Origin of the sequence: Ruicaihuangia caeni, from assembly GCF_040536845.1 — a bacterium.
In the GTDB taxonomy this organism is placed as follows: Bacteria; Actinomycetota; Actinomycetes; order Actinomycetales; family Microbacteriaceae; genus Ruicaihuangia; species Ruicaihuangia caeni.
In genome coordinates this window covers 1,863,432-1,884,119 of record NZ_CP159582.1, presented here as the reverse complement: position 1 = coordinate 1,884,119, position 20,688 = coordinate 1,863,432, and the positions used below count along the sequence as shown (strand labels likewise).

General features: G+C 68.3%; 19 protein-coding genes and 1 tRNA gene. 6 read left to right on the top strand and 14 right to left on the bottom strand.

The window, feature by feature from the left end:
* Positions 1-36: 36 nt before the first annotated feature.
* Complete coding sequence (locus ABV606_RS08750; protein ID WP_353987410.1) at positions 37-2,661, bottom strand: HtaA domain-containing protein; 2,625 nt, start codon at positions 2,659-2,661, stop codon at positions 37-39.
* 230 nt (positions 2,662-2,891) lie between these two features.
* Between ABV606_RS08750 and msrB the strand changes: the two genes are divergently transcribed.
* Positions 2,892-3,293 (top strand): peptide-methionine (R)-S-oxide reductase MsrB, encoded by a 402-nt coding sequence (msrB, locus tag ABV606_RS08745; protein ID WP_281488532.1) that lies wholly within the window; start codon positions 2,892-2,894, stop codon positions 3,291-3,293.
* A gap of 79 nt (positions 3,294-3,372) precedes the next feature.
* Here msrB and ABV606_RS08740 read toward each other — a convergent pair whose 3' ends face one another.
* Positions 3,373-4,329, bottom strand: coding sequence for a DMT family transporter (locus ABV606_RS08740; RefSeq protein ID WP_281488531.1), 957 nt, complete (start codon positions 4,327-4,329; stop codon positions 3,373-3,375).
* A gap of 138 nt (positions 4,330-4,467) precedes the next feature.
* On the opposite strand from ABV606_RS08740, the gene ABV606_RS08735 reads away from it, so the two are divergent.
* Positions 4,468-4,541, top strand: a tRNA-Thr gene (locus tag ABV606_RS08735).
* A 76-nt stretch (positions 4,542-4,617) separates the two neighbouring features.
* Here the strand turns inward: ABV606_RS08735 and ABV606_RS08730 are convergent.
* Positions 4,618-5,529 carry a DsbA family protein gene (locus ABV606_RS08730; RefSeq protein ID WP_281488530.1) on the bottom strand — a complete coding sequence of 304 codons (912 nt, stop codon included), beginning with the start codon at positions 5,527-5,529 and terminating at the stop codon, positions 4,618-4,620.
* A 295-nt stretch (positions 5,530-5,824) separates the two neighbouring features.
* On the opposite strand from ABV606_RS08730, the gene ABV606_RS08725 reads away from it, so the two are divergent.
* Both ABV606_RS08725 and ABV606_RS08720 read left to right on the top strand, forming a co-directional pair.
* Entirely contained in the window at positions 5,825-6,916 is a 1,092-nt protein-coding gene (locus ABV606_RS08725; RefSeq protein WP_281488529.1) for an ABC transporter ATP-binding protein, read from the top strand.
* A 54-nt stretch (positions 6,917-6,970) separates the two neighbouring features.
* Complete coding sequence (locus tag ABV606_RS08720; RefSeq protein WP_353987409.1) at positions 6,971-8,254, top strand: DUF4032 domain-containing protein; 1,284 nt, start codon at positions 6,971-6,973, stop codon at positions 8,252-8,254.
* Between the two features lie 88 nt (positions 8,255-8,342).
* On the opposite strand, the gene rlmB is transcribed toward ABV606_RS08720, so the two are convergent.
* From rlmB to ABV606_RS08700, 4 genes are all read right to left on the bottom strand, one after another.
* Positions 8,343-9,338 carry a 23S rRNA (guanosine(2251)-2'-O)-methyltransferase RlmB gene (gene rlmB / locus ABV606_RS08715; protein ID WP_353987408.1) on the bottom strand — a complete coding sequence of 332 codons (996 nt, stop codon included), beginning with the start codon at positions 9,336-9,338 and terminating at the stop codon, positions 8,343-8,345.
* A complete protein-coding gene (gene cysS / locus ABV606_RS08710) occupies positions 9,331-10,749 on the bottom strand; it encodes a cysteine--tRNA ligase (protein ID WP_353987407.1) in 1,419 nt (472 codons plus the stop codon). Before cysS ends, rlmB begins: the two co-directional genes overlap by 8 nt.
* Positions 10,750-10,895: 146 nt before the next feature.
* On the bottom strand, positions 10,896-12,116 hold the full coding sequence (gene ispD, locus ABV606_RS08705; RefSeq protein ID WP_353987406.1) for a 2-C-methyl-D-erythritol 4-phosphate cytidylyltransferase: 1,221 nt from the start codon (positions 12,114-12,116) through the stop codon (positions 10,896-10,898).
* An 83-nt stretch (positions 12,117-12,199) separates the two neighbouring features.
* The gene (locus tag ABV606_RS08700) at positions 12,200-12,682 is read right to left on the bottom strand and encodes a CarD family transcriptional regulator (RefSeq protein WP_281488524.1); all 483 of its coding nucleotides are present in this window, start codon (positions 12,680-12,682) and stop codon (positions 12,200-12,202) included.
* Between the two features lie 143 nt (positions 12,683-12,825).
* On the opposite strand from ABV606_RS08700, the gene ABV606_RS08695 reads away from it, so the two are divergent.
* A complete protein-coding gene (locus ABV606_RS08695; RefSeq protein ID WP_353987405.1) occupies positions 12,826-13,314 on the top strand; it encodes a hypothetical protein in 489 nt (162 codons plus the stop codon).
* A 114-nt stretch (positions 13,315-13,428) separates the two neighbouring features.
* Here ABV606_RS08695 and ABV606_RS08690 read toward each other — a convergent pair whose 3' ends face one another.
* Entirely contained in the window at positions 13,429-14,112 is a 684-nt protein-coding gene (locus tag ABV606_RS08690) for a response regulator transcription factor (RefSeq protein WP_353987404.1), read from the bottom strand.
* A complete protein-coding gene (locus ABV606_RS08685) occupies positions 14,109-15,266 on the bottom strand; it encodes a sensor histidine kinase (RefSeq protein WP_353987403.1) in 1,158 nt (385 codons plus the stop codon). Before ABV606_RS08685 ends, ABV606_RS08690 begins: the two co-directional genes overlap by 4 nt.
* Positions 15,267-15,431: 165 nt before the next feature.
* Between ABV606_RS08685 and phoU the strand changes: the two genes are divergently transcribed.
* A complete protein-coding gene (phoU, locus tag ABV606_RS08680) occupies positions 15,432-16,091 on the top strand; it encodes a phosphate signaling complex protein PhoU (RefSeq protein WP_281488520.1) in 660 nt (219 codons plus the stop codon).
* A gap of 85 nt (positions 16,092-16,176) precedes the next feature.
* Here phoU and ABV606_RS08675 read toward each other — a convergent pair whose 3' ends face one another.
* From ABV606_RS08675 to ABV606_RS08655, 5 genes are all read right to left on the bottom strand, one after another.
* The gene (locus ABV606_RS08675; RefSeq protein WP_281488519.1) at positions 16,177-16,920 is read right to left on the bottom strand and encodes a phosphoglyceromutase; all 744 of its coding nucleotides are present in this window, start codon (positions 16,918-16,920) and stop codon (positions 16,177-16,179) included.
* A gap of 113 nt (positions 16,921-17,033) precedes the next feature.
* Positions 17,034-18,074 carry a CAF17-like 4Fe-4S cluster assembly/insertion protein YgfZ gene (locus ABV606_RS08670; RefSeq protein ID WP_353987402.1) on the bottom strand — a complete coding sequence of 347 codons (1,041 nt, stop codon included), beginning with the start codon at positions 18,072-18,074 and terminating at the stop codon, positions 17,034-17,036.
* Positions 18,075-18,079: 5 nt separating this feature from the next.
* Positions 18,080-18,676, bottom strand: coding sequence for an FABP family protein (locus tag ABV606_RS08665; protein WP_353987401.1), 597 nt, complete (start codon positions 18,674-18,676; stop codon positions 18,080-18,082).
* Positions 18,677-18,803: 127 nt separating this feature from the next.
* Positions 18,804-19,070 carry a hypothetical protein gene (locus tag ABV606_RS08660; RefSeq protein WP_281488516.1) on the bottom strand — a complete coding sequence of 89 codons (267 nt, stop codon included), beginning with the start codon at positions 19,068-19,070 and terminating at the stop codon, positions 18,804-18,806.
* Positions 19,071-19,093: 23 nt separating this feature from the next.
* Positions 19,094-20,659: an MFS transporter gene (locus tag ABV606_RS08655; protein ID WP_353987400.1), complete on the bottom strand. Its 1,566-nt coding sequence runs from the start codon at positions 20,657-20,659 to the stop codon at positions 19,094-19,096.
* Positions 20,660-20,688: the final 29 nt, after the last annotated feature.

The window sequence follows — 20,688 nt, the reverse complement described above, 5'->3', positions numbered from 1 at the left end:
GGAGTCGGAACGTCGCTGATTCCTCCCTTCGAGCGCTCACGAAGCGCGCCGCTTGCGCAAGGCCACCACACCCGTGCCGACGAGCCCGAGCGCCAGGAGCGCAACGAGCGTCCACGGGAGCCAGTCGACGGCTGAGGCGCCGGTGTCGGCGACCGGCGCGGCGGTCTTCTCATCGCTCGGCGAAGCGCCGGCATCCGTGGCCGAACTGCACCCTGGATCGACATTGAAGCTCAGCGAGATCGGGTCGAGCTCGGTACCCGCCTCGTAGGTGCCGAACGCATCGGAACCGGCGGCGGTGAGTGTGGCGGGCACATCCTTCAGTTGGATGCGGTCGCCTTCGGGCGTGCCCACGTCGCTGAGGTCGAGTTCAGCGAACTCCACCTGTGCGCTGTCGACCGATTCTCCCTCGCGCGTCTCGCCCGATACGTCGAGCAGCAGGGTGGCCTTGTCACCGCCATCGAAGCGGATCGCCGGGTTGCCGACCGTCGTGTTGAGCACTCCGCCGTGCCCGGTGAAGGTGACTGATCCAGTGAACGAGATCTCGCCCTTACGCGCGGCCGGGTCGTAAGTGCCGGCGCCGTTCGCCCAGCCGAACGCGGGCGTCTCATACGTCGCGCCGTCTGCCACCGTCCACTCGCCACGAGCGATCGTGCCGCTCACATACGCGCGGAACGCCTCCTTGAACCCCCACGAGAGCGCTGCATCGCTCACTGCGCAGGTGTCGGTCGCGAGCGCCGTGATGGCGATCGCTTCAGGGAGCCTCAGCACCAAGCCGCGCTCGACCGAGCCCTGGAGTGTGAGGGTGTGCTCGCCGCTGAAGCCTTCGGGGATCACCCCTGTCCAGGTGACCTTGCCGCTCGAGTCGGCGGTGGCGTTGTGGTCGAGCACGGTTGGCGTCGAGTAGAGCACAACCAGGATGCCGGTCTCGCCGGGCTGGAATCCCTCGGCCACGATCGTGATCTCGCTGCCGGCCTGCAGCAGGTCGGGCGCACCCGAGACGATGCTGATTCCGGCCGTCGCAGGCGGAGTCGGAGCGGGCGTTCTGGACGGCTTGTACTGCGCGATCACGACGTGTCGCGGCGCCGCCTGCGCGGGCGCGGGAGCTCCGATCACGAAGCTGAGCGGATCCAGCGCGGTCCCCGCGGGATAGAACGAGTTGAACGCCGCGACACCCTGCGGCGTCAACGTCGCTGGGACGGCGCGGTAGGTGATGGCCCCGTCAGCGCTGACCGTGCGCGCCGCTGCGGCGAGGTTCAAGGTGGCGACCGTCATGCGCTGCCCGCCCACACGAACGGACAGGCTGCCCCGCGCGGCCGATTCCACCGAGACGACAGGATCGGTGAAGACAAGGTCGAGGACCCCGTCGTGGCCCGTGAACCGCACGGTGCCCGAGTATGCGGCCGTGCCGGTTGCAGCAGCGCGGTCGAACGTGCCGCCCGCAGACTGCGCGAACACGAACGACGAGCCGGCGGTGCGCACGCCCGAGGTCGAGATGGCGCCTCGCGCGATCGAGGTGACATAGTCGCGGAAGCTCGCCTTGATGCCCCAGCTCAGGCTGCCGGGAGTGGCGACAGTGGGAGCGCTTGGGGTCGGCGCAGCGGGGGCCGGCGACGTCACTGGCGGCACGGGGGTCGCCGGGTCACTGGAGCCTTCGCCGGGCGCGGGTGCAGGCGCCCCGAACGTGATGGGCGTGAAGGTCTCGAACGCGGGATAAGTCACACCGCCACCGGGGTAGGTGTAGATGCCGAACCTGCCATCTGCGAGGGCGCCCTCGAACAGCTCATCGACTGTGACCTCGACCTCGAAGGAGCCGTCAGCGTTCATCGGCACGGTGTCGGCGACGAGCGCCGCTTCGGCGGGAGCGAGCAGCCAGTGCACGTCCGCGGTCGCACGGGCCGTGCGCGGCGCACCGGAGCTCGGTTGCCATACCTCGAGGAACGAGCCGAAGGCGACGTAGACGCCGCCGAACCTGCCCGCGAGCGGCGGCCGAGTACCGTTCGTCGCGCCGTCGGCGGCCGGCACGAACCCGGTCCCCCGAACGGTCACGACCTCGCCCGACGCCAAACCTGCAGTCTTCGACACGGTCACCGTCGGCTGAGGGGCGGGAGCCGGTGCCGGCGCTTCGAACGACACCGGCGTATACGTCTCGAATGGTGCGTACTTGGCGCCCGAACCGGGATAGGTGTAGATGCCATAGTTGCCGCCTGCCAGGGCACCCTCGAAGCCCTCTTCGACGACGATGGACACCTCGAAGGAGCCGTCGGGACCCATGGCGACCGCGCCACGCGCCGATCCCCCGATGGTGGCCACGTCAGCGGCATCCACGACCCACTTCTGAGAGGCAGGCAGAACGGAGCGCGAACTGCTCGGCGCGTCGGCACTCGGCCTCCACGTGTCGAGGAAGGAGCCGAAGACGACGTAGACGCCGCCGAACTTGCCGGTCAGCGGCGGCCTTGTTCCGTTCGTCGCGCCGTCGGCCGCCGGCACGAAGCCGGTCCCGCGAACCGTGACCACATCGCCCGAGCGCAGGTCGCTCGTGGCCGACACCGTCACGCTGGGGGTGCTCGCTTCAGCCGCAGGGTCGGACGAAGCGTCGTCGGCGTGCGCCGGCAAGGCGGTTCCCAGCGCACCCCCCGCAGCGATGAGAATGGAGACGAGCATCGCGAGGCCGCCACGCATAGATGCGCTGGCAGCAGGGGCTGCTGACACGGAAGAACTCCTGCGAGATCAGGGATGTGAACCGCAGGCGATCCTATCTCGCTGTAGGTGAGCCTAAGCTAACGCTCCACGATGGCAGACCTCGGGTCGGCGGCGTTTGACGGGCTTGAGGCACGGCGGAACATTGGCTGCCGCTACGACGTTAAATAGAACGAGGATCAGGCGGAGGAACTATGACGTACCAAGTGAACAAGACCGACGAGCAGTGGCGCGAAGAGCTCGACCCCGAACGCTATGCGATCTTGCGCCAGGCCGCGACGGAACGGCCTTGGACGGGCGAGTTGCTCGATGAGGAGCGCGCCGGCGTCTACACCTGCGCGGGATGCGGCGCCGAATTGTTCAAGAGCGGCACGAAGTTCGACTCGGGCTGCGGATGGCCGAGCTTCTACGAGGCAGTGCGGCCCGAGGCGGTCGAACTGCTCGAGGACAACAGTCTCGGCATGCAGCGCACCGAGGTGCGGTGCGCGAACTGCGGCGGCCATCTCGGCCACGTCTTCCCTGACGGCTTCGGCACACCGACCGGCGACCGCTACTGCATGAACTCGCTCTCGCTCGACTTCACCCCGAACAGCTGACAGCCGGCATCCTGGCCCGTCTGCCGGGCACTCTGCCGGGCGCTGCCGGCGGCGATCGGATCCGACTCTCGGATGACGGTCAACGAGCGCGTCGGCGGCGCGGCCTGATCGTGGCGACTAGCACGGCGACGAACACGAGCGCCGTGCCGAGGAGCGTCGTGATGTGCACGACCGTGCCGGGAGCCGGCAGCCACAGGTCGAGCACGAGCGATCCGGCGAGTTGACCTGCGACGACGCAGAGACCCATGAGCAGCACGCCGAGCGTGCGCACGATGAGCGCTGTCACCGTGACGAAGACGGCCCCCATCGCGCCGCCGGTGTACAGCCACCACTCCGACGGGAACGAGGTCGGCGGCGCCTCGAACGCCCAATGGATGCCGGTCGCGACGGCGAGCGCCAGCATTCCGACTGCGAAGCTCACCGTGGCTGCGGTGACGGCCGACATCGCGTGCTCGCGCAGTTGGCCGTTGGCCGCCTGCTGCCATCCCTGCATGATGCCGATCGCGAACGGTAGGACCAGCATCCAGAGCGGCACGTCAGTGCGCAGCCGGTCGGAGACCGCGAGCACGACGGCGAAGAGTGCGAGCACAGCCCCGATCAATCGCCACATGGTGATGCGCTTCGGGGTCATGCTGCCGAGACCGACTCGGTCGATGATGAGCCCACCGAGGATCTGCCCCGAGACCGCCGACACGGTGAAGAGAGCGACGCCAAGGGGTGCCGCTGTGAGGCTCTGGGTCAGCACGAACACCGCGCCCGAGAGCCCGCTCAAGGCGTACCACCAGGGCATCCGGCCGGATCGGATCGCGCCGGCGAGCTTGCCGAACCCGCGCCGGCTCGACGGGGCGGCGAGCGCGACGACGAGCAGGATGACGAGCCCGCTGCCGAACGAGATGCTGGCGGCCGCGAGCGGATCGCCCGTGGCGACGGCGAGATCGCCGTTCACGCGAGCCTGTGCCGCCATGATGGCGCCGACGACGAATACGACGAGCGCTACGAGCACGATGGTCAAGCGCGGGGAGGTGCTCTGGCTCACCGCTCCAACGCTACTCCCAGCGCGCACGGTGCCGGGCCAAGCACCACCACGCGCCCGAGGCGCCGAACGACCACGCGTCGCGCGCACCGAACGATCACCGGCGCGGTCGAACCGACCCTCTAGAATGGAGGAGTCTTCGCCTCCTTAGCTCAGTTGGCCAGAGCACCGCTCTTGTAAAGCGGGGGTCGTCGGTTCGAATCCGACAGGGGGCTCTCTTCCGGCTTCAGTGGCAGGCGCGCGGGTTCGCTTCGCGCCGCGCCTCTCGGCATCCGCGATGCCTTCGGCGATCTACTGCTCAGGCGCGGGCGTCGGTTCCTGGGTCGACATCTTGTTGTAGACCGATCCGATCGCCTGCGTCATGACCTGTGCCAGGTCTTTCGAGTCGAACGGGTACGCGTAGTTGTACTTGGCGCCGTTGATCAGGATGGTCGGAGTCACCCGCACCGACTCGATGGATGCATTGGGGATCGGCCCGTTCAGCGCGCGCACGGTGGCTGCCTTGACCCACGACTTGAACTTCTGGTTCGCGATGCAGTCGGCGATCGGCGTACCTCCCGCACCGACCTGTTTGGCGACGTCGAGGATCTCCTCATCGTCGAGGCTCCCCTGCCCGCCGTCCGGCTGGGCCGCGAGCAGCGCCGAGTTGAAGCTGAAGAAGCTGTCGGGCGCGTAGTTCGCCACGCAGGCTGCCGCGTTGGCGGCGCGGGTGGAGTACTGGTGGCCCTGCGACTGACTGTCCAGGAGCGCGAGCGGGTGCACTTCGAGGCTCGCGGCGCCTTCTTGGATCCAGGCCGCGATCTGCTCGTTGTTCTCCTCATCGAACTCTGCGCAGTGCGTGCAGAGGTAGTCGACGTAGACACGGATGTCGATCACGTCGTCAGCGATCGGCTCGGACGGGACCGGCTGCTGCTCCGCAGCGAGCGGCCGGGTCGGAACCGCCTGGAGCCCTTCGCCGATCTTGATGCCGTCGCTGAGCATGTTGCGCGGGCCCGATGGCGCCGGCTTCGCCGAACTCGTGAGCATGAAGGCCACACCGGCGACCGCTGCGACGAGCACTACCGCGATGAGGCTGCGAAAGACCGTGCGATTGCGCCGCTGCTGCTTGCGGCGCTGCTCGCGACTCTGCTTGGCCTTGTCTCGAGCGAGCTCACGTCGCTCGATCGGAACCAAGGGCCCGTCGCCGGAACCGGTGCTCTCCACTCAAACCTCATTCGAAACGCGACAGTCGACACCGTGCGGGAACCACTGGCCGCTTGGGGCGCAAGAGGGCTCCGGAAACGGCCGTCAAGAATGCTAAACGCACAGTCTGGGAGTCTGCCAGTCCTTCCCCGAACGACGCCGGAGAGCGGGCTGCACGCATTTTGCCGCTGTTCCCCGCTCCGAACCGTCGTTGAGCAAGGGGCGCTCGCGCGAGGGGCATAATGACGAGAGGCGTCAACGCCTGCTCATTCACTACGGATCGTCCGGCACGTACCTGCCGGTGAAGGAGAAGATCATGGCCACTGTCACGTTCGAGAACGCGACGCGTCTGTACCCCGGGTCGAGCCGGCCCGCCGTCGATTCCATCGATCTCACGATCGAAGACGGCGAGTTCCTCGTGCTGGTCGGCCCTTCCGGATGCGGCAAATCAACCACGCTGCGCATGCTCGCCGGCCTCGAAGAGGTGACGAGCGGGAGCATCCACATCGGCGATCGCAACGTGACCGACGTGCCGCCCAAAGACCGAGACATCGCCATGGTCTTCCAGAACTATGCGCTGTACCCGCACATGACGGTCGCCGAGAACATGGGCTTCGCCCTGAAGATCGCGGGCGTCCCGAAGGAAGAGCGAGCCGAGCGCGTGCTCGAGGCCGCGAAGATGCTCGATCTCGAGCCGTACCTCGCCAGAAAGCCGAAGGCGTTGTCAGGCGGTCAGCGCCAGCGCGTCGCGATGGGGCGCGCGATCGTGCGCCAGCCGCAGGTGTTCCTCATGGATGAGCCCCTGTCGAACCTCGACGCGAAGCTGCGCGTGCAGACGCGCACGCAGATCGCCTCGCTGCAGCGCCGGCTCGGCATCACGACCGTCTACGTCACCCACGACCAGACGGAAGCCCTCACCATGGGCGACCGCATCGCCGTGCTGAAAGACGGCGTGCTGCAGCAGGTGGGCACGCCGCGCGAGTTGTACGAAGCGCCCACCAACGTGTTCGTCGCAGGGTTCATCGGCTCACCGGCGATGAACCTCTTCCCGGCGGACGTCGCCGACGGCGGAGTGCGGTTCGGCAGCATGACGGTGCCGGTGGAGCGGGCATCGCTCGCGGATGCCGGCGATAGCGTGACGATCGGTGTGCGACCGGAGGACGTGGTCGTGTCGCGCACCGGTGAAGGCCTACGGGTCGATGTCGACGTCGTCGAAGAGCTCGGAGCTGATGGCTACCTCTACGGGCACACGGAGGTGAACGGCAACCGGGTCGATATCGTCGCACGCGTCGACGGCCGTGATCACCCGGATGCCGGCGAGACCGTCTACATCACGCCCGAGCCGCACCACCTGCACGTCTTCGACCGCGAGTCGGGCGAACGACTCGTGCCCCCGATCACCGACTGAGGTGGGCAAGGTCTTGCAGCGGCCGGCATCCGTCGTAGTGCGGCCCGTGCAGCCATGAGCGCGCTCTCGGTCACCGCGGCCACGCCCGATCCGGCCCTGCTCGACCTCCCCTGGGACGTGCCGCTCGAACTGTGGCCGAACGACACCATCGCCGCGCTGCCGAAGGGAATCTCTCGGCACCTGGTGCGCTTCGTGCACCTCGGCGGCGAGGTCGTGGCGGTGAAGGAGACGCTCGCCGAGCTCGCTCGCAGCGAGTATGAGCTGTTGCGCACGCTGCAGCGGCTCGGCATCCCCTGCGTCGATCCTGTCGCGGTGATCGTCGGCCGCACACAATCCGACGGCGAAGCGCTCGAGCCGGTGCTGGTCACCCGGCATCTGCGCTTCTCGATGCCGTACCGCGCACTGTTCTCGCGCACGCTCCGGCCCGACACCGCGGTCCGCCTGGTCGACGCGCTGGCCCTGCTGCTCGTGCGCCTGCACATCGTCGGGTTCTTCTGGGGCGACGTGTCGCTGTCGAACACCCTGTTCCGTCGCGACGCCGGTGCGTTCGCCGCGTACCTGGTGGATGCCGAGACCGGCGAGTTCCACGAGCACGGCCTCAGCGCAGGGCAGCGAGAGCACGATCTCGAGATCGCGCAGGTCAACATCGCCGGTGAGCTGCTCGATCTGCAGGCGGGTGGAAGGCTCGACGACGACATCGACCCGATCGAGACCAGCCACGGCATCGTGTCGCAGTACCGGTCGCTGTGGAACGAGCTCACGGGACCTGAGCAGTTCGAGCAGTCGGAGCGGTGGCGCATCAATGCCCGCGTGCAGCGCCTGAACGCGCTGGGATTCGACATCGAGGAGCTGTCGATCCACACCGACGAGTCGGGCTCCACCGTGCACATCCAGCCCAAGGTCGTCGACGCCGGCCATCACTCTCGCCGGTTGCTGCAGTTGACCGGGATCGACGCCCAGGAGAACCAGGCGCGCCGCCTGCTCAACGACCTCGACGCGTATCTCGCCCGGCATCCGGCTGCGGGCGACGACCCCGAGCAGCTTGCGCATGAGTGGGTTGAGCGGGTGTTCGAACCCGTGGTGAACGCGGTGCCCCGCGAGCTGCGCGGCAAGCTCGAGCCCGCCGAGCTGTTCCACCAGCTGCTCGACCATCGCTGGTTCCTCTCGCAGCAGCAGGACCGCGACGTGCCGCTCGCCGAGGCGCTGACCAGCTATCTCGACAGCGTGCTGCGGCACCGCCGCGATGAGGCGGCGATGTACAACCCGCCGACCGGCGCGATCACCCTGCCGATCGACATCGTCGACGAGCCCGATGCCGATTGGCGCTCGAAGGTCTGACCTCTTCGCGACCGACGTCCCGACTGACTGTGCGATGCGGGTCGGGTCACGATGGCCGCTCAGCCCGCGCGTCTCAGCGGCGGCGTCTCTACCCCGCTGCTTCGGCGCGCAGGCGCGAGACCTCGTACAGGGCGACGGATGCCGCGATCCCCGCGTTCAGCGACTCGGTCGCCGAACTGATCGGGATCGAGACCACGGCGTCGCAGGTCTCGGTGACGAGACGAGAGAGGCCCTTGCCCTCGCTGCCGGCGACGAGCACCACCGGCCGGTCAGCGAACTCGAGACCGGGCAGCATGACATCACCACCCGCGTCCAGCCCGAGCACGAACACGCCCCGCTCCTTGAACGCCTTGAGCGTCTGCGTCAGGTTCGAGGCCATCGCCACCGGGATGCGCGCCGCGGCGCCCGCCGACGTCTTCCACGCGGAGGCCGTCATTCCCGCCGAGCGTCGCTGGGGAACGATCACGCCCTGTCCGCCGAACGCGGCGGTCGAACGCACGATCGCTCCGACATTGCGCGGGTCGGTCACGCCGTCGAGCGCGACGAAGAGCGGCTTGCCCCCGCGCGCGATGACCGACTCGAGCAGGTCGAGCGGATGCTGGTACTCGTAGGGCGGCACCTTGAGCGCGATGCCCTGGTGCACTGAATCGGGCCCGGTGATGCGGTCGAGTTCGGGACGCATCACCTCAAGGATCGGGATGCCGCGCTGCGTCGCCGCGCCGATGATCTCCTTGACGCGGTCGTCCATCTCCAGGCGCGATGCGAGATACAGCGTCGACGCGGGAATCCGCGCGCGGAGCGCTTCGACGACCGAGTTGCGGCCGGTGATGAGCTCGCTCTCGTCGGCCGAGCGCTTGGGGCGCGGCTTGGCCGCGGCATCCACTCTCCCGGGTTGCCTGCCGTGCCGTGCCCGGGCGGACTCGAGCCGCTCCTGGGCGGCCTTTCGCTTGCCGGCGGGATGCCAAGTGCGATCCTCGGCCTTCGGCGTCGGGCCGCGGCCCTCGAGGGCCTGCTTGCCTTGTCCGCCGGAGCCGACGGCCTTGCGCTTCTTCTTGCTGGCGCCTGGGCGCCCTGGCTTAGCCATCGATTCTCCAGTGCGATCCGGTCGGGGTGTCTTCGATCGCGATGCCGGCGACCGCGAGGGCGTCGCGAATGCGGTCTGCGGCTGCGAAATCCTTCGCCGCGCGTGCGCGCTGCCGGTCATCGAGCAGTTGCTGCACGAGGGCGTCGAGCGCGCGGGCGCCATCGCTGCCCGCGGCCTCCTGCCACTCCGGTGCGTGCGGGTTGATGCCGAGCACATCGGTCATGGCGATCACCTCGCCCCTCGCGGCGGCAGCGACGACGAGGTCCTCGTCGTCGAGTGCGGCGTTTCCTGCGCGCACCCGGTCATGCAGCACGGCGAGCGCCTCGGGCACCGAAAGATCGTCGTCCATTGCGGCGGCGAACTCGTCTGGCACGACGAGCACCGTGTCGGCCGCGAATCGCGTGCCGGTCAGGCGCCGCTCGGCCCGGGTGAGGAACACTTCGATGCGTTCGAGCGCCGCCCGCGCTTCTTGCAGGGCACCGTCGTGGTAGTCGACGGTAGACCGGTAGTGGGCAGCGCCGAGGAAGTAGCGCACGACGATCGGCGGTGCGAGGTCCAGCAGCTCTGAGGCGTAGATCGAATTCCCGAGGGACTTCGACATCTTCTGGCCGTTCACGTTCACCAGGCCGTTATGCACCCAGTGGCGCGCGAAGGCGTCGCCGGCCGCCGTCGATTGCGCGAGCTCGTTCTCATGATGCGGGAAGCGCAGGTCGAGGCCGCCGCCGTGGATGTCGAATTCCGGACCGAGGTATCGGCGCGACATCGCCGAGCACTCGATATGCCAGCCCGGTCGCCCCTCGCCCCATGGCGACGCCCATGACGCCGATTCAGGCTCGTTCGGCTTGTGCCCCTTCCACAGTGCGAAGTCGCGGGGGTCGCGCTTGCCACGGGTATCGGCATCCGGTGAGGCCGCCATGTCGTCGGGACGCTGCCGAGTGAGCTCTCCGTACGGCGGCCAGGTGCCTACATCGAAGTAGACGTCGCCGGTGCCGTCGTCAGCGACGTAGGCGTGACCGCGGTCGATGAGCCGCTGGATGATCTCCTGCATCTGCTGGATGCTGGCGGTCGCGCGCGGCTCGTAGGTCGGCGGCTGGATGCGCAGCCTGTTGTAGCCGGCGGTGAACTCGAGCTCGAAGCGGTATGCGAGCGCGAACCACTCCTCCGTGCTGCCCTCGGCGTTCACCAGGATCTTGTCGTCGATGTCGGTGACATTGCGCACGAGCATGACTTCGAGGCCGCGGTGCGTGAACCACCGACGCCAGAGGTCGTAGACGAGAGCGCTCCGGAGGTGGCCGATGTGAGGCGACGACTGCACAGTAGGACCACAGACGTACATGCCGACCTTGCCCGGCTCGCGCGGTTCGAAGTCGACGAGCGCCTGTCTCCTGGAGTCGTAGAGTCGCACGGTCACTCCCCAAGAGTACCGAGGCGCTGAGCGGTGAACCTGCGACCGCGAATGGCGGCGAGCGTGGTGGTGGCACCCGGCGACGCTGAGCGTGCGTCTGGCCGTGCCCGGCACGTAGCGACACTGCCGAGGTCGACCGGGTGGGCGCTCTCTCAGCCGGGCACGGCGGGCACGGCGGGCACACGCACGATCAACGCAGTCGCGACCGCAGTCACACCCTCGCCCCGGCCCGTGAACCCGAGCCCGTCACTCGTGGTGGCCGAGACGCTGACAGGCGCGCCGACCAGTGCTCCGAGGCGGGCCTGCAGTTCCTCGCGCCGACTGCCGACTCGCGGATGCCGCGCGACCACCTGCACGGCCACGTTCCCCACGCGGAAGCCGGCGTCGGCGAGCAGGGCGATCGTCCGGCCGATGAACACGTCGCCGTGAGCGCCGACGAGTGCTGGATCGGAAGTGCCGAACACCGAGCCGAGATCACCGAGTGACGCGGCGCTCAACAGGGCATCGCAGATGGCATGCGAGATCGCGTCTCCATCGCTGTGTCCGGCGAGACCCACCTCTCCCGGCCAGTGCAGGGCGCCGAGCCACAGAGGCGCCGCCTCGTCGTAGGCGTGGACGTCGATGCCGACCCCGGTGCGCGGCAGTTCCGGCATCCGTTCCTCTCCGTTCCCTGCGACCACACGCTCGGCCCGGGCGAGGTCGGCAGGGGTCGTGATCTTGAAGGCGAGTGCGTCGCCTTGCACCGTGCGTACCGGACGCCCCGCCGCGGCGAAGAGCGACGCGTCATCGGTGTGCTCGCCATCGACCGTCGAGTAGGCCTCGATGAGCGGCATGAGCGGGAACCCCTGGGGAGTCTGCGCGGCCGCCAGTTGCGACCGGTCGACCTGACCGAGCACGCTGCCGCCCGAATCGACCCGTTTGATCGTGTCGATCACGGGAAGCGCAGGCACGACCCCCGCGCCGCTCGCGCGAACCTCGGCGACCACGCGGTCGAACACCACGGCCGGCGTGAGAGCCCTGGCAGCGTCGTGCACGAGAACGACGTCGCTTGCAGGGTCGACCGCGGAGAGCCCTGCCGCGACGGAGGCCTGGCGCGTTGCTCCTCCTTCGACGACCGCCACGGAATCGCGATCCAGCCCGGCGCGCAGGGCGATATCCGCCGCGGTCTGCAGGAGCTGCGTCGGCACGACCACGACGGTGCGCACCTCACCGCGCATGCCGGTGATGGCGCGCAGCGCCCGGGTGAGCATCGGTTCGCCCGCGACCTCGGCGAATGCCTTGGGTACGCCGGCTCCGAGCCGCGTGCCGCTGCCCGCGGCGACGACGATGACGGAGACCGGATGCCGGGACTGCCGGGCGCGGGTGTCGACCATGCTTGCGATGCTAACGACCGCGCTCCGACACCGGCGCGCCGAATCAGCACGCCGGTCGAAACGGGCCGTTCAGCTCGGGAGCGTCAGGAGGCGAGCACCTGGTCGAGCACGGTCGATGCCTGCTCTTCGTCGGTCTTCTCCGCCAGCGCGAGCTCGGAGATCAGGATCTGGCGCGCCTTCGCCAGCATGCGCTTCTCGCCAGCAGACAATCCGCGATCCTGGTCGCGGCGCCAGAGGTCGCGCACGACCTCGGAGACCTTGATGACATCGCCCGAAGCGAGCTTCTCGAGGTTCGCCTTGTACCGACGCGACCAGTTGGTAGGCTCTTCGGTGAACGGAGCGCGGAGCACCTCGAACACCTTGTCGAGCCCTTCCTTGCCGATCACATCGCGCACGCCCACGAGGTCGACGTTCTCAGCGGGCACCTCGATCGTCAGATCGCCCTGGGCGACGTTCAGCTTGAGGTAGGTCTTCTCCTCGCCTTTGATGACCCTGGTCTTGACTTCTGTGATCGTCGCGGCACCGTGGTGTGGGTAGACAACTGTCTCGCCAACCTCAAAAAGCATGGATTATAGTCCTTTCGAAGACGATCGAGTTTACCACAGCGGACTCTCACTTAGGCTGCCCTAACCACGGCGGCCCGATGGCACCGTTACGCTAGTCTCCAACTGGGTTTTTCCCGCGTTTCCACTCGCTACTGGAGGTCACAGTGAGCCACGGTGCCACGTTCAAGCGCGCTGCAGCATCGATTGCCGCAGCAGGAGTGCTGGCGATCGGCCTATCGGGATGCGGGTTCCTCACGCCCCAGGCCACCACCAAGAACTACAGCGCGAGCGACGGCGTGAACGGCACGGTCGGCGATGTGCGACTGCTCAACATCCTGGCGCTCAGCTCGGACGGCACCGACCTCGCCCTGGTGGGATCGGTCTACAACGACGGCGACAGCGCCGTGACGGTCCGCTTCCAGGCCGTCGACGCTCCTGCCGTGACCGAGAGTGTGCGCGTCGCGCCCGGCCAGTCGGTGCGGCTCGGCATCGACGAGACCCTCGTCATGAGCGGGGTCGACGCGAAACTCGGAAGCATCGTGCCCATCTACGCGCAGTACGGTTCCGAGGAGAGCGGCTCCGAGCTCCAGGTTCCGCTGCTCGACGGCAGCCTCCCCGAGTACGAGGCCTTCCTGCCCGAGTCGAACTCCTGATCCGAACCGCCGGGTCGCGGATCGCACCGCAGCACCAGGCATCACGAAGAACGGCGCCCCGAGGGGCGCCGTTCTTCGTTCACCAGCGGATATCGCCTGGGGCCGGAGGGCCCGTCAGAGCGCCTCGATGCGGTAGCCCAGCCCTCGCACCGTGACCAGCAGCTCGGGCTCCGACGGTGTGCGCTCGATCTTCGAGCGCAACCGTTTGATGTGCACGTCGAGCGTCTTGGTGTCGCCGAAGTAGTCGGGGCCCCAGACGCGATCGATGAGCTGCCCGCGCGTGAGCACGCGCCCCGCGTTGCGCAGCAGCACTTCCAGCAGCTCGAACTCCTTGAGCGGCATGGCGATCTCCTCGCCCCTCACGGAGACGCTGTGCCGCTCGACATCCATCCGCACATCGCCCGCTTCGAGAATGGGCTCCGCTAGATCGTCGGTGTCGATGTGCCGGCGCAGCACCGCTCGGATGCGAGCGAGCAGTTCGCGCGCCGAGTAGGGCTTCGTGACGTAGTCGTCGGCGCCCAGCTCGAGCCCGACGACGATATCGACCTCGCTGTCCTTCGCGGTCAGCATGATGATCGGCACGGTCGAGACCGCACGGATCTCGCGGCAGACGTCGGTGCCGGGCATCCCCGGCAGCATCAGATCGAGCAGCACGAGGTCGACACCGCCCCGATTGAACTCCGCGAGCCCGGCCGGCCCATCCTCCGCGATCGCTGTTTGGTAGCCCTCGCGCTCCAGCAGGTACGCGAGCGGCTCGCTCAGCGAGGGCTCGTCTTCGACGATGAGGATGCGGGTCATGCCGTTCGTTCTCCGATTTCGATCTCCGGGGCGGCCTCAGCCCGAGGCAGTCGCATGGTGAAGGTCGAGCCGCGCCCGAGCTGCGACCACACCTTCACCTCGCCGCCGTGGTTCTGTGCGACGTGCTTCACGATGCTGAGCCCGAGGCCCGTGCCGCCCGTGTTGCGGCTGCGGGCGGGGTCGACGCGGTAGAACCGCTCGAACACGCGCTCGCGCTCCTCCTCGGGGATGCCCACACCCTGGTCGGTGACGGCGATCTCGACCGCATCCTCACGGAGCGAGACGCCGATGCCGACATGCGACTGGTCGGGCGAGTGCTGGATCGCATTGGAGATCAGGTTCTGCACGGCCATCACGAGCGCGGGTTCGTCGCCGTACACTTCGGCCCCGGCATCCCCTCGGCTGATCAAGCGGATGCCGCGCGACTCGGCAGCGACCTGGTTCTGATCGATCGCGACCGCGACGATGTGGTCGACCTCGATCAGCACTCGTTCGGCGAGGGCCTCGCCGGCCTGCAGGCGCGAGAGGTCGATGATCTCGCGGGTGATCCGTGCGAGGCGCTCAGACTCCTTGCCCAGCCGGCGTGCGAAGCGCGAGACCTGCTCGGGGTCGTCCCGTGCCGCCTCGATCGCGTCAGCGAGCACCGTGACCGCACCGATGGGCGTCTTCAGCTCGTGACTGATGTTCGCAACGAAGTCGCGACGCACCTCTTCCAGGCGGATCGCATCGGTCAGGTCCTGTGCGAGCACGAGCACGTAGCGGGTTCCAAGCCGCGCGACTCGAACGCGAAGAGAGCTGTGCGCCTGACTGAACGGCCCTCGCGGCACCTCGAGCTCGCGGGTCTGCGTCTCACCCGAGCGCCTCACCTCGTCGACCATGCGCACGATCTCGGCGTTGCTCAGGCTCTGATGCGACACCAGCCCCAGCGCGAGCGCTCCGGGTGAGGCCTTGATGACGGTGTTCGACGCGTCGACGACGACTCCCACCGACTCGAGCACGTCGAGCACCTGGTCGACGCCGTCGGGCACCACCGAGTTCACCACGGAGGCGGCATGACGCCCCTGACGGGCGGAGGCGACGACGATCATGACGAATCCAGCGCCCACGAGGATTCCGAACAGCAGCGCCAACGGCACCAAGAGCGCGGGACTCATAGCCACAAGAGTAGTGTTGACAGCCAAGCGAAATGGCCGGGGACGATCGCATTGGCGCGGCCGTCACGAGGTGTTCACGTGCGGTACACGCCAAGTTCACCAAGCGCGGCCACTGTTGCTGAGGTTCGGTGGGGAGCCGACCGGCTCGGAGGAGGGAAGCACCATATGCGCCTAGTGTTCCAGCAGGAACTGCACGATGTTCAAGACCGTCTCGTCGAGAGTGCTGAGCTGGTGGTGAGCGCGATCACGCGCGCGAGCGAGGCGTTCCGCACGTCGAACGTGTCGCTTGCCGAGCAGGTGATCGCCGACGACGAGAAGCTGGACCAGTTGACGGTCGCGCTCGACGAGTTGGCGATCAACATCCTGGCGCGTCAGCAGCCTGTGGCGCGTGACCTCCGCATCGTCGTGAGCGCCCTCCGCATTTCTGCATCACTCGAGCGTATGGGCGACATCGCGGCGCATATCGCACAGCTCGCACGCTTCCGCTTCCCTGAGAAGGTCGTGCCTCGCGAGCTGCGGCCGACGTTCGACGAGATGGCGGCCCACGACATCGAGGTCGCTCGTCAGGTCGTGGAACTGCTCCGCACGACCGACCCGCGCCTGGCCGACTCGATCCGAGCTGAGGACGACCGCCTCGACGAACTGCACCACAGCGTGTTCGAGCGGGTGCTCGGAGAGGACTGGGACCAGGATGCCGCGGTCACGGTCGACACGACGCTCGCGTCGCGCTACCACGAGCGCTTCGGCGACCACGCGGTGTCGATCGCGAAGAAGGTGCTCTACCTCGCGACCGGCGATTGGGTGCCCGAGACGATCGACGACTGACGCGCTGCCGGCGACGGTCGCTCTTGACCGTCGCCGGCAGCGCAACCGCCGGGTGCTGTCTCGGCACCCGCGAGGCATCCGTCTCTTAGCGCTTGCCCTGCGCAGCCACGGCTGCCGCACCGGCTGCCGCGGCCTCGGGGTCGAGGTACTCCCCCGGTTTGACGGGCATGAAGTCCTCGCCCAGTTCGTACACGAGCGGAATGCCGGTCGGGATGTTCAGACCCGCGATGTCTTCGTCGGAGATGCCGTCCAAGTGCTTGACGAGCGCGCGCAGGGAGTTCCCGTGTGCCGTCACCAGCACGGTGCGACCGCCGGCCAAGTCGGCCGTGATCTCGCTCTGCCAGTACGGCAGCAGCCGGTCGATGACGAGCTTGAGGCTCTCAGTGCGGGGCATCTCGTCGCCGAGACCGTCGTAGCGCTCGTCGCCGACCTGGCTCCACTCGGAGTCGTCGGCGAGGGGCGGCGGCGGCACGTCGAACGAACGACGCCACGTCATGAAGAGCTCCTCGCCGAACTCCTCGAGGGTCTGCGCCTTGTCCTTGCCCTGGAGCGCCCCGTAGTGGCGTTCGTTGAGACGCCAGCTGCGCTTGACGGGAATCCACAGCCGATCGGCGGTGTCGAGCGCAAGGTTCGCCGTCTGGATCGCTCGACTCAGCACGCTCGTGTACGACACGTGCGGCTTGAGCCCCGACTCGGCGAGCAGCTCGCCCGCTCGGCGGGCCTCACGCTCGCCCTGCTCGGTGAGTCGCACATCGACCCAACCGGTGAACAGGTTCTTCTCGTTCCAATCGGACTGCCCATGGCGCAACAGGATGAGGGTCGACGTCATGCTGCAAGCCTATTGCGAGCCGGGCTATGGGGGTGCCGGTCGGGCCAGCCGAGACCGCTGCGACGCGGCGCTGAAACGAACTCAGCAACGAACTCAGCGGCGCTGAAGCGGACTCAGCGCTGCACGCCGCCCAGGCGAGGCAAGCGCGGCACACCGGCTGTCGCCCCGGCGGTGGGCGGCACGATGACCTCTTGTGCCGCGGCGACCGCGATCCCTTCGGAGCGCACGGCGAGCGCGGCATCCGTCGGCACGTTCCTACGCACGAGCGCGAGGGCGATGGGCCCGAGCTCGTGGTGCATCGCGGCGCTCGTCACCGCACCGACGACCTTGTCGTCGAGCTCCACCTCGTCGCCGTGCACCGGCAGCACCGAATCCGAGCCGTCGAGATGCAGCAGCACCAATCGTCGCGGCGGACGGCCGAGGTTGTGGACCTTGGCGACGGTCTCCTGCCCGCGGTAGCAGCCCTTCGCCAGGTGCACGGCGCTGCGGAGCCAGTCGAGCTCGTGAGGAATCGACCGCTCGTCGCCCTCGGTCGCGAGCCGAGGCCGCCAAGCAGCGATGCGAAGCGCCTCGAGCGCGAGAGTTCCCGCGAGCCGCTCAGCGGGGATCGACGAAAGTGCGTCGCGCTCGACGAGCACTTCGCGGTAGGTCCAGTGGAGCCCGGGGTGCTCTTGAGCGGAGGCGTACTGCCAACCGCCGGAGACGATCTCCCGCCAGGGGTCGTTCCAGACGAGCGGGACGTCATTCGGCGCAGCGGGTTCGATGAGGCCGTCGGCGAATGCCGCGACCGTCGCGAACTCGGCCGTGCGGTCGGCGATCTCGACCTGCGCCATGAACTTCATGCGCCCGAGCCATTGCTCGAGCGGCGCGGCCTGCTCCGAATCGACCAGCAGCCACAGCGAGACACCATCCTCGACCACGCGCATGGCGTGCTCGATGCGGCCGTTGGGGTCGAGCAGGAGGGTCTCGGCGCTGTCGCCCGGCCGCAGGCCGATGAGCTGTTGCGACGTCACCGAGTCGAGCCAGGTCAGCCGGTCGGGGCCGGTGAGCGAGATCACGGCGCGGTCGTTGAGCGGGACGATGGCGCGTCCGGCCAGCAGTTCGCGCTGTTCGATGGTGGGGCTGCCGAAGTGATCGCGGCCGATCTCGAGCATGTTCGTCACTCCGTGCGGGCCAGTCGGGCTGAGGCGTGAGAGCGGAGGTCCTGACCGAGGGCGGCGATGTCCCAGGCCCAGAGCAGGTGGCTTTCGACGAGACCGTAGAGGCGCGTGGCCGCCGTGTACTCCTTCGCCGTCGATGAGCGCATGACGGCGTCGGTGACGAGATCGATTCGTGGGCCGTTCACGTGGCCGATGTAGAGCTCGTCGACGCCATCTGGGTGGACGATCGAGGCTTCGATCTCGAAGCCGTTGTCGGTGCGCAGCGTCTCGACCGCCTCGGCGGAGCCGAACCGACGTGCGCCGGTCCCAGGCAGCATCCCGGGCCCCGCGTCGTTCGCGGCCGGCTCATACCGGAGCCGCCAGTACCCGGCCTCGGCGGTGAGCGGCGAGCGGGACGGATCGTCGAGCAGCCAGCTGATGGACGAGTAGTTCAGCCAGGAACCGCCATCGTGGCTGAAGGAGACGCGCTGACCGAACTCGTGAGAGACGGTGTCATCGCCGACACGGTAGTCGAGGACTCCGGTGCCCTCCCACACTCCGATGAGCCAAGAGAGCGGAACGAGCTCCGGAGGGGTGCTCGCGTCGAGGTCGAACACGATCGCTCAGCTCAGCGCTGACCCCGGTAGAGGTTCCACACGACGACGCCGGCCGTGAACGCGATGGCAAGGCTCGCCACGAGCAGAAGGCCGGTGAAGAGGATCTCGAGAGCCAGAAGCATGCTGCCTATCCTAAACCCGAGCCGGGCAGGAGCACGGCGCTCGCGATCGCCAGCATCACCACGCAGCCGCTGATCGCCAACGCGGTGCGCCGCACGAAGCCTTCCTGCTGCTGCAGCGCGAGCTGCGCCGCGAACACCACGAGCACCGAGATGCCGAGGGTCAACACGATCGCGAGCGGGTAGAGCGAAGCGGGCGCCAGCACCGCCCAAATCACGACGGCAGCCGCCACTGCGACCCACACGGGCACGATGCTCAGCGGACGCCACGACATGGGCCCATGCTATCGGCGAGCACCTATGACCCGTGCGTGACAGCAGTGTTGGCAGGAGCGGCACTGTCTTCGCCGGCGACATCGACTCGACGCCACTGCGCTGAACGCAGAGCCCGGCCGGCGATCAGCGCCGCCGCGAGCGCAAGCGCCACCCCGATGCCGGCGGTGACGAGCACGCCGGAGTCGAACGCTGCGCGAGCGGAGGCGACCAGCGCCTGCGCGGGCCCAGGGGGCAGCGAGTTCGCGAGCTCCAGCGCGCCGCCCAGCGTCTGGCGAGCGGCATCCGCCTGCCACGCAGAAAGACCGGGCGGCACCTGCAACCCGGCTTTGAACGTGGCGGCGAGGATGCTGCCCAGCACCGCCGTGCCGAGCACCGCGCCGACCTCATACGCCGTCTCAGAGACAGCCGAAGCGGCACCCGCCTTCGAGGGAGGCACGCTCGAGAGGATCAAATCGTTCGAGACGGTCTCGGCCAGCCCGATGCCGACTCCGAGCACGGTGAAGGCGACCATGAGCGCGAAATCCGAATGCAGGATGCCGGCGAGCATCACAGTGCCGTAGCCCGCGGCGTTGAGCGCCAGTCCCGTGACCACTGCCGTGACCGGTCGGATGCGACGAGCGAGCGGAACGACCGCGAGACCCGCCAGCACGGTCGCAGCGAAGCCGGGCAGCAGTACGAGGGCCGCCGTGATCGGATTGTGGCCGCTCACCAATTGCAGGTGTTGGGAGGCGAAGAGCAGGAACCCGACCAGTGAGAACACGCTGAGCAGGTTCGCCGCGACCGCGCCACTGAACACGGGGTCAGCGAAGAGCCGCATATCGAGCATCGGCACCGGGCGGCGGCGTTGCCGGCGCACGAACGCGGTGCCGAGCACGGCGGCCGCGACCAAGGCCAGCGCGCCGGGAACCGCGGCTCCCGCTTGCGCCAGAGACTTGATGCCCCACACCAGGGCCAGCATGGCGGCGATCACGAGCAGGATGCCGACCACATCGACCGGGCCAGGTGTCGAGTCGCGCGACTCGGGCAGCAGCAGCGGTCCGGCGATCAGAAGCGGCAGCAGCAAGGGCACCGCGAGCAGAAAGATCGAGCCCCACCAGAAGTGCTCGAGCAGCACCCCGCCGATGATCGGCCCGAGCGCGGCGCCGCCGGAGAACCCGGAAGCCCAGATCGCGATCGCAAGCCGACGTTCGCCCGCATCGGTGAAGATGTTGCGCAGCAGCGACAGCGTGGCCGGCATGAGCATGGCACCGAAGAATCCGAGCAAGGCGCGGGCCGCGATGAGCCAACCGGCATCCGGGGAGAACGCGGCGAGCCCGGAGACCACAGCGAACCCGGCACTGCCGACGAGCAGCAGCCGCCGACGGCCGAAGCGATCGCCCAGCGCCCCCATGGGGACCAGCAACCCCGCCAGCACGAGAGGGTAGACGTCGATGATCCAGAGCAGTTGGGCGGCATCCGGACGTACCGCCGAGGTGATCGCCGGCACCGCGAAGCTCAGCACAGTGTTGTCGATCGCAACGAGCAGCACCGGAAGCATCAAGACGACGAGCGCTGCCCACCGCCGTGCCGGTCGGCGCAGCGCGGGCATGTTCGCAGTCGCAGTTCGGGTAGAGGGCG

What these genes read in the sequence shown, in the direction of transcription:
- ABV606_RS08750 (WP_353987410.1), bottom strand. Translation starts at nt 2,661, where the DNA reads ATGCTCGTCTCCATTCTCATCGCTGCGGGGGGTGCGCTGGGAACCGCC.
- msrB (WP_281488532.1), top strand. Translation starts at nt 2,892, where the DNA reads ATGACGTACCAAGTGAACAAGACCGACGAGCAGTGGCGCGAAGAGCTC.
- ABV606_RS08725 (WP_281488529.1), top strand. Translation starts at nt 5,825, where the DNA reads ATGGCCACTGTCACGTTCGAGAACGCGACGCGTCTGTACCCCGGGTCG.
- ABV606_RS08720 (WP_353987409.1), top strand. Translation starts at nt 6,971, where the DNA reads ATGAGCGCGCTCTCGGTCACCGCGGCCACGCCCGATCCGGCCCTGCTC.
- rlmB (WP_353987408.1), bottom strand. Translation starts at nt 9,338, where the DNA reads ATGGCTAAGCCAGGGCGCCCAGGCGCCAGCAAGAAGAAGCGCAAGGCC.
- ispD (WP_353987406.1), bottom strand. Translation starts at nt 12,116, where the DNA reads ATGGTCGACACCCGCGCCCGGCAGTCCCGGCATCCGGTCTCCGTCATC.
- ABV606_RS08700 (WP_281488524.1), bottom strand. Translation starts at nt 12,682, where the DNA reads ATGCTTTTTGAGGTTGGCGAGACAGTTGTCTACCCACACCACGGTGCC.
- ABV606_RS08690 (WP_353987404.1), bottom strand. Translation starts at nt 14,112, where the DNA reads ATGACCCGCATCCTCATCGTCGAAGACGAGCCCTCGCTGAGCGAGCCG.
- ABV606_RS08685 (WP_353987403.1), bottom strand. Translation starts at nt 15,266, where the DNA reads ATGAGTCCCGCGCTCTTGGTGCCGTTGGCGCTGCTGTTCGGAATCCTC.
- phoU (WP_281488520.1), top strand. Translation starts at nt 15,432, where the DNA reads ATGCGCCTAGTGTTCCAGCAGGAACTGCACGATGTTCAAGACCGTCTC.
- ABV606_RS08675 (WP_281488519.1), bottom strand. Translation starts at nt 16,920, where the DNA reads ATGACGTCGACCCTCATCCTGTTGCGCCATGGGCAGTCCGATTGGAAC.
- ABV606_RS08670 (WP_353987402.1), bottom strand. Translation starts at nt 18,074, where the DNA reads ATGCTCGAGATCGGCCGCGATCACTTCGGCAGCCCCACCATCGAACAG.
- ABV606_RS08660 (WP_281488516.1), bottom strand. Translation starts at nt 19,070, where the DNA reads ATGTCGTGGCGTCCGCTGAGCATCGTGCCCGTGTGGGTCGCAGTGGCG.
- ABV606_RS08655 (WP_353987400.1), bottom strand. Translation starts at nt 20,659, where the DNA reads ATGCCCGCGCTGCGCCGACCGGCACGGCGGTGGGCAGCGCTCGTCGTC.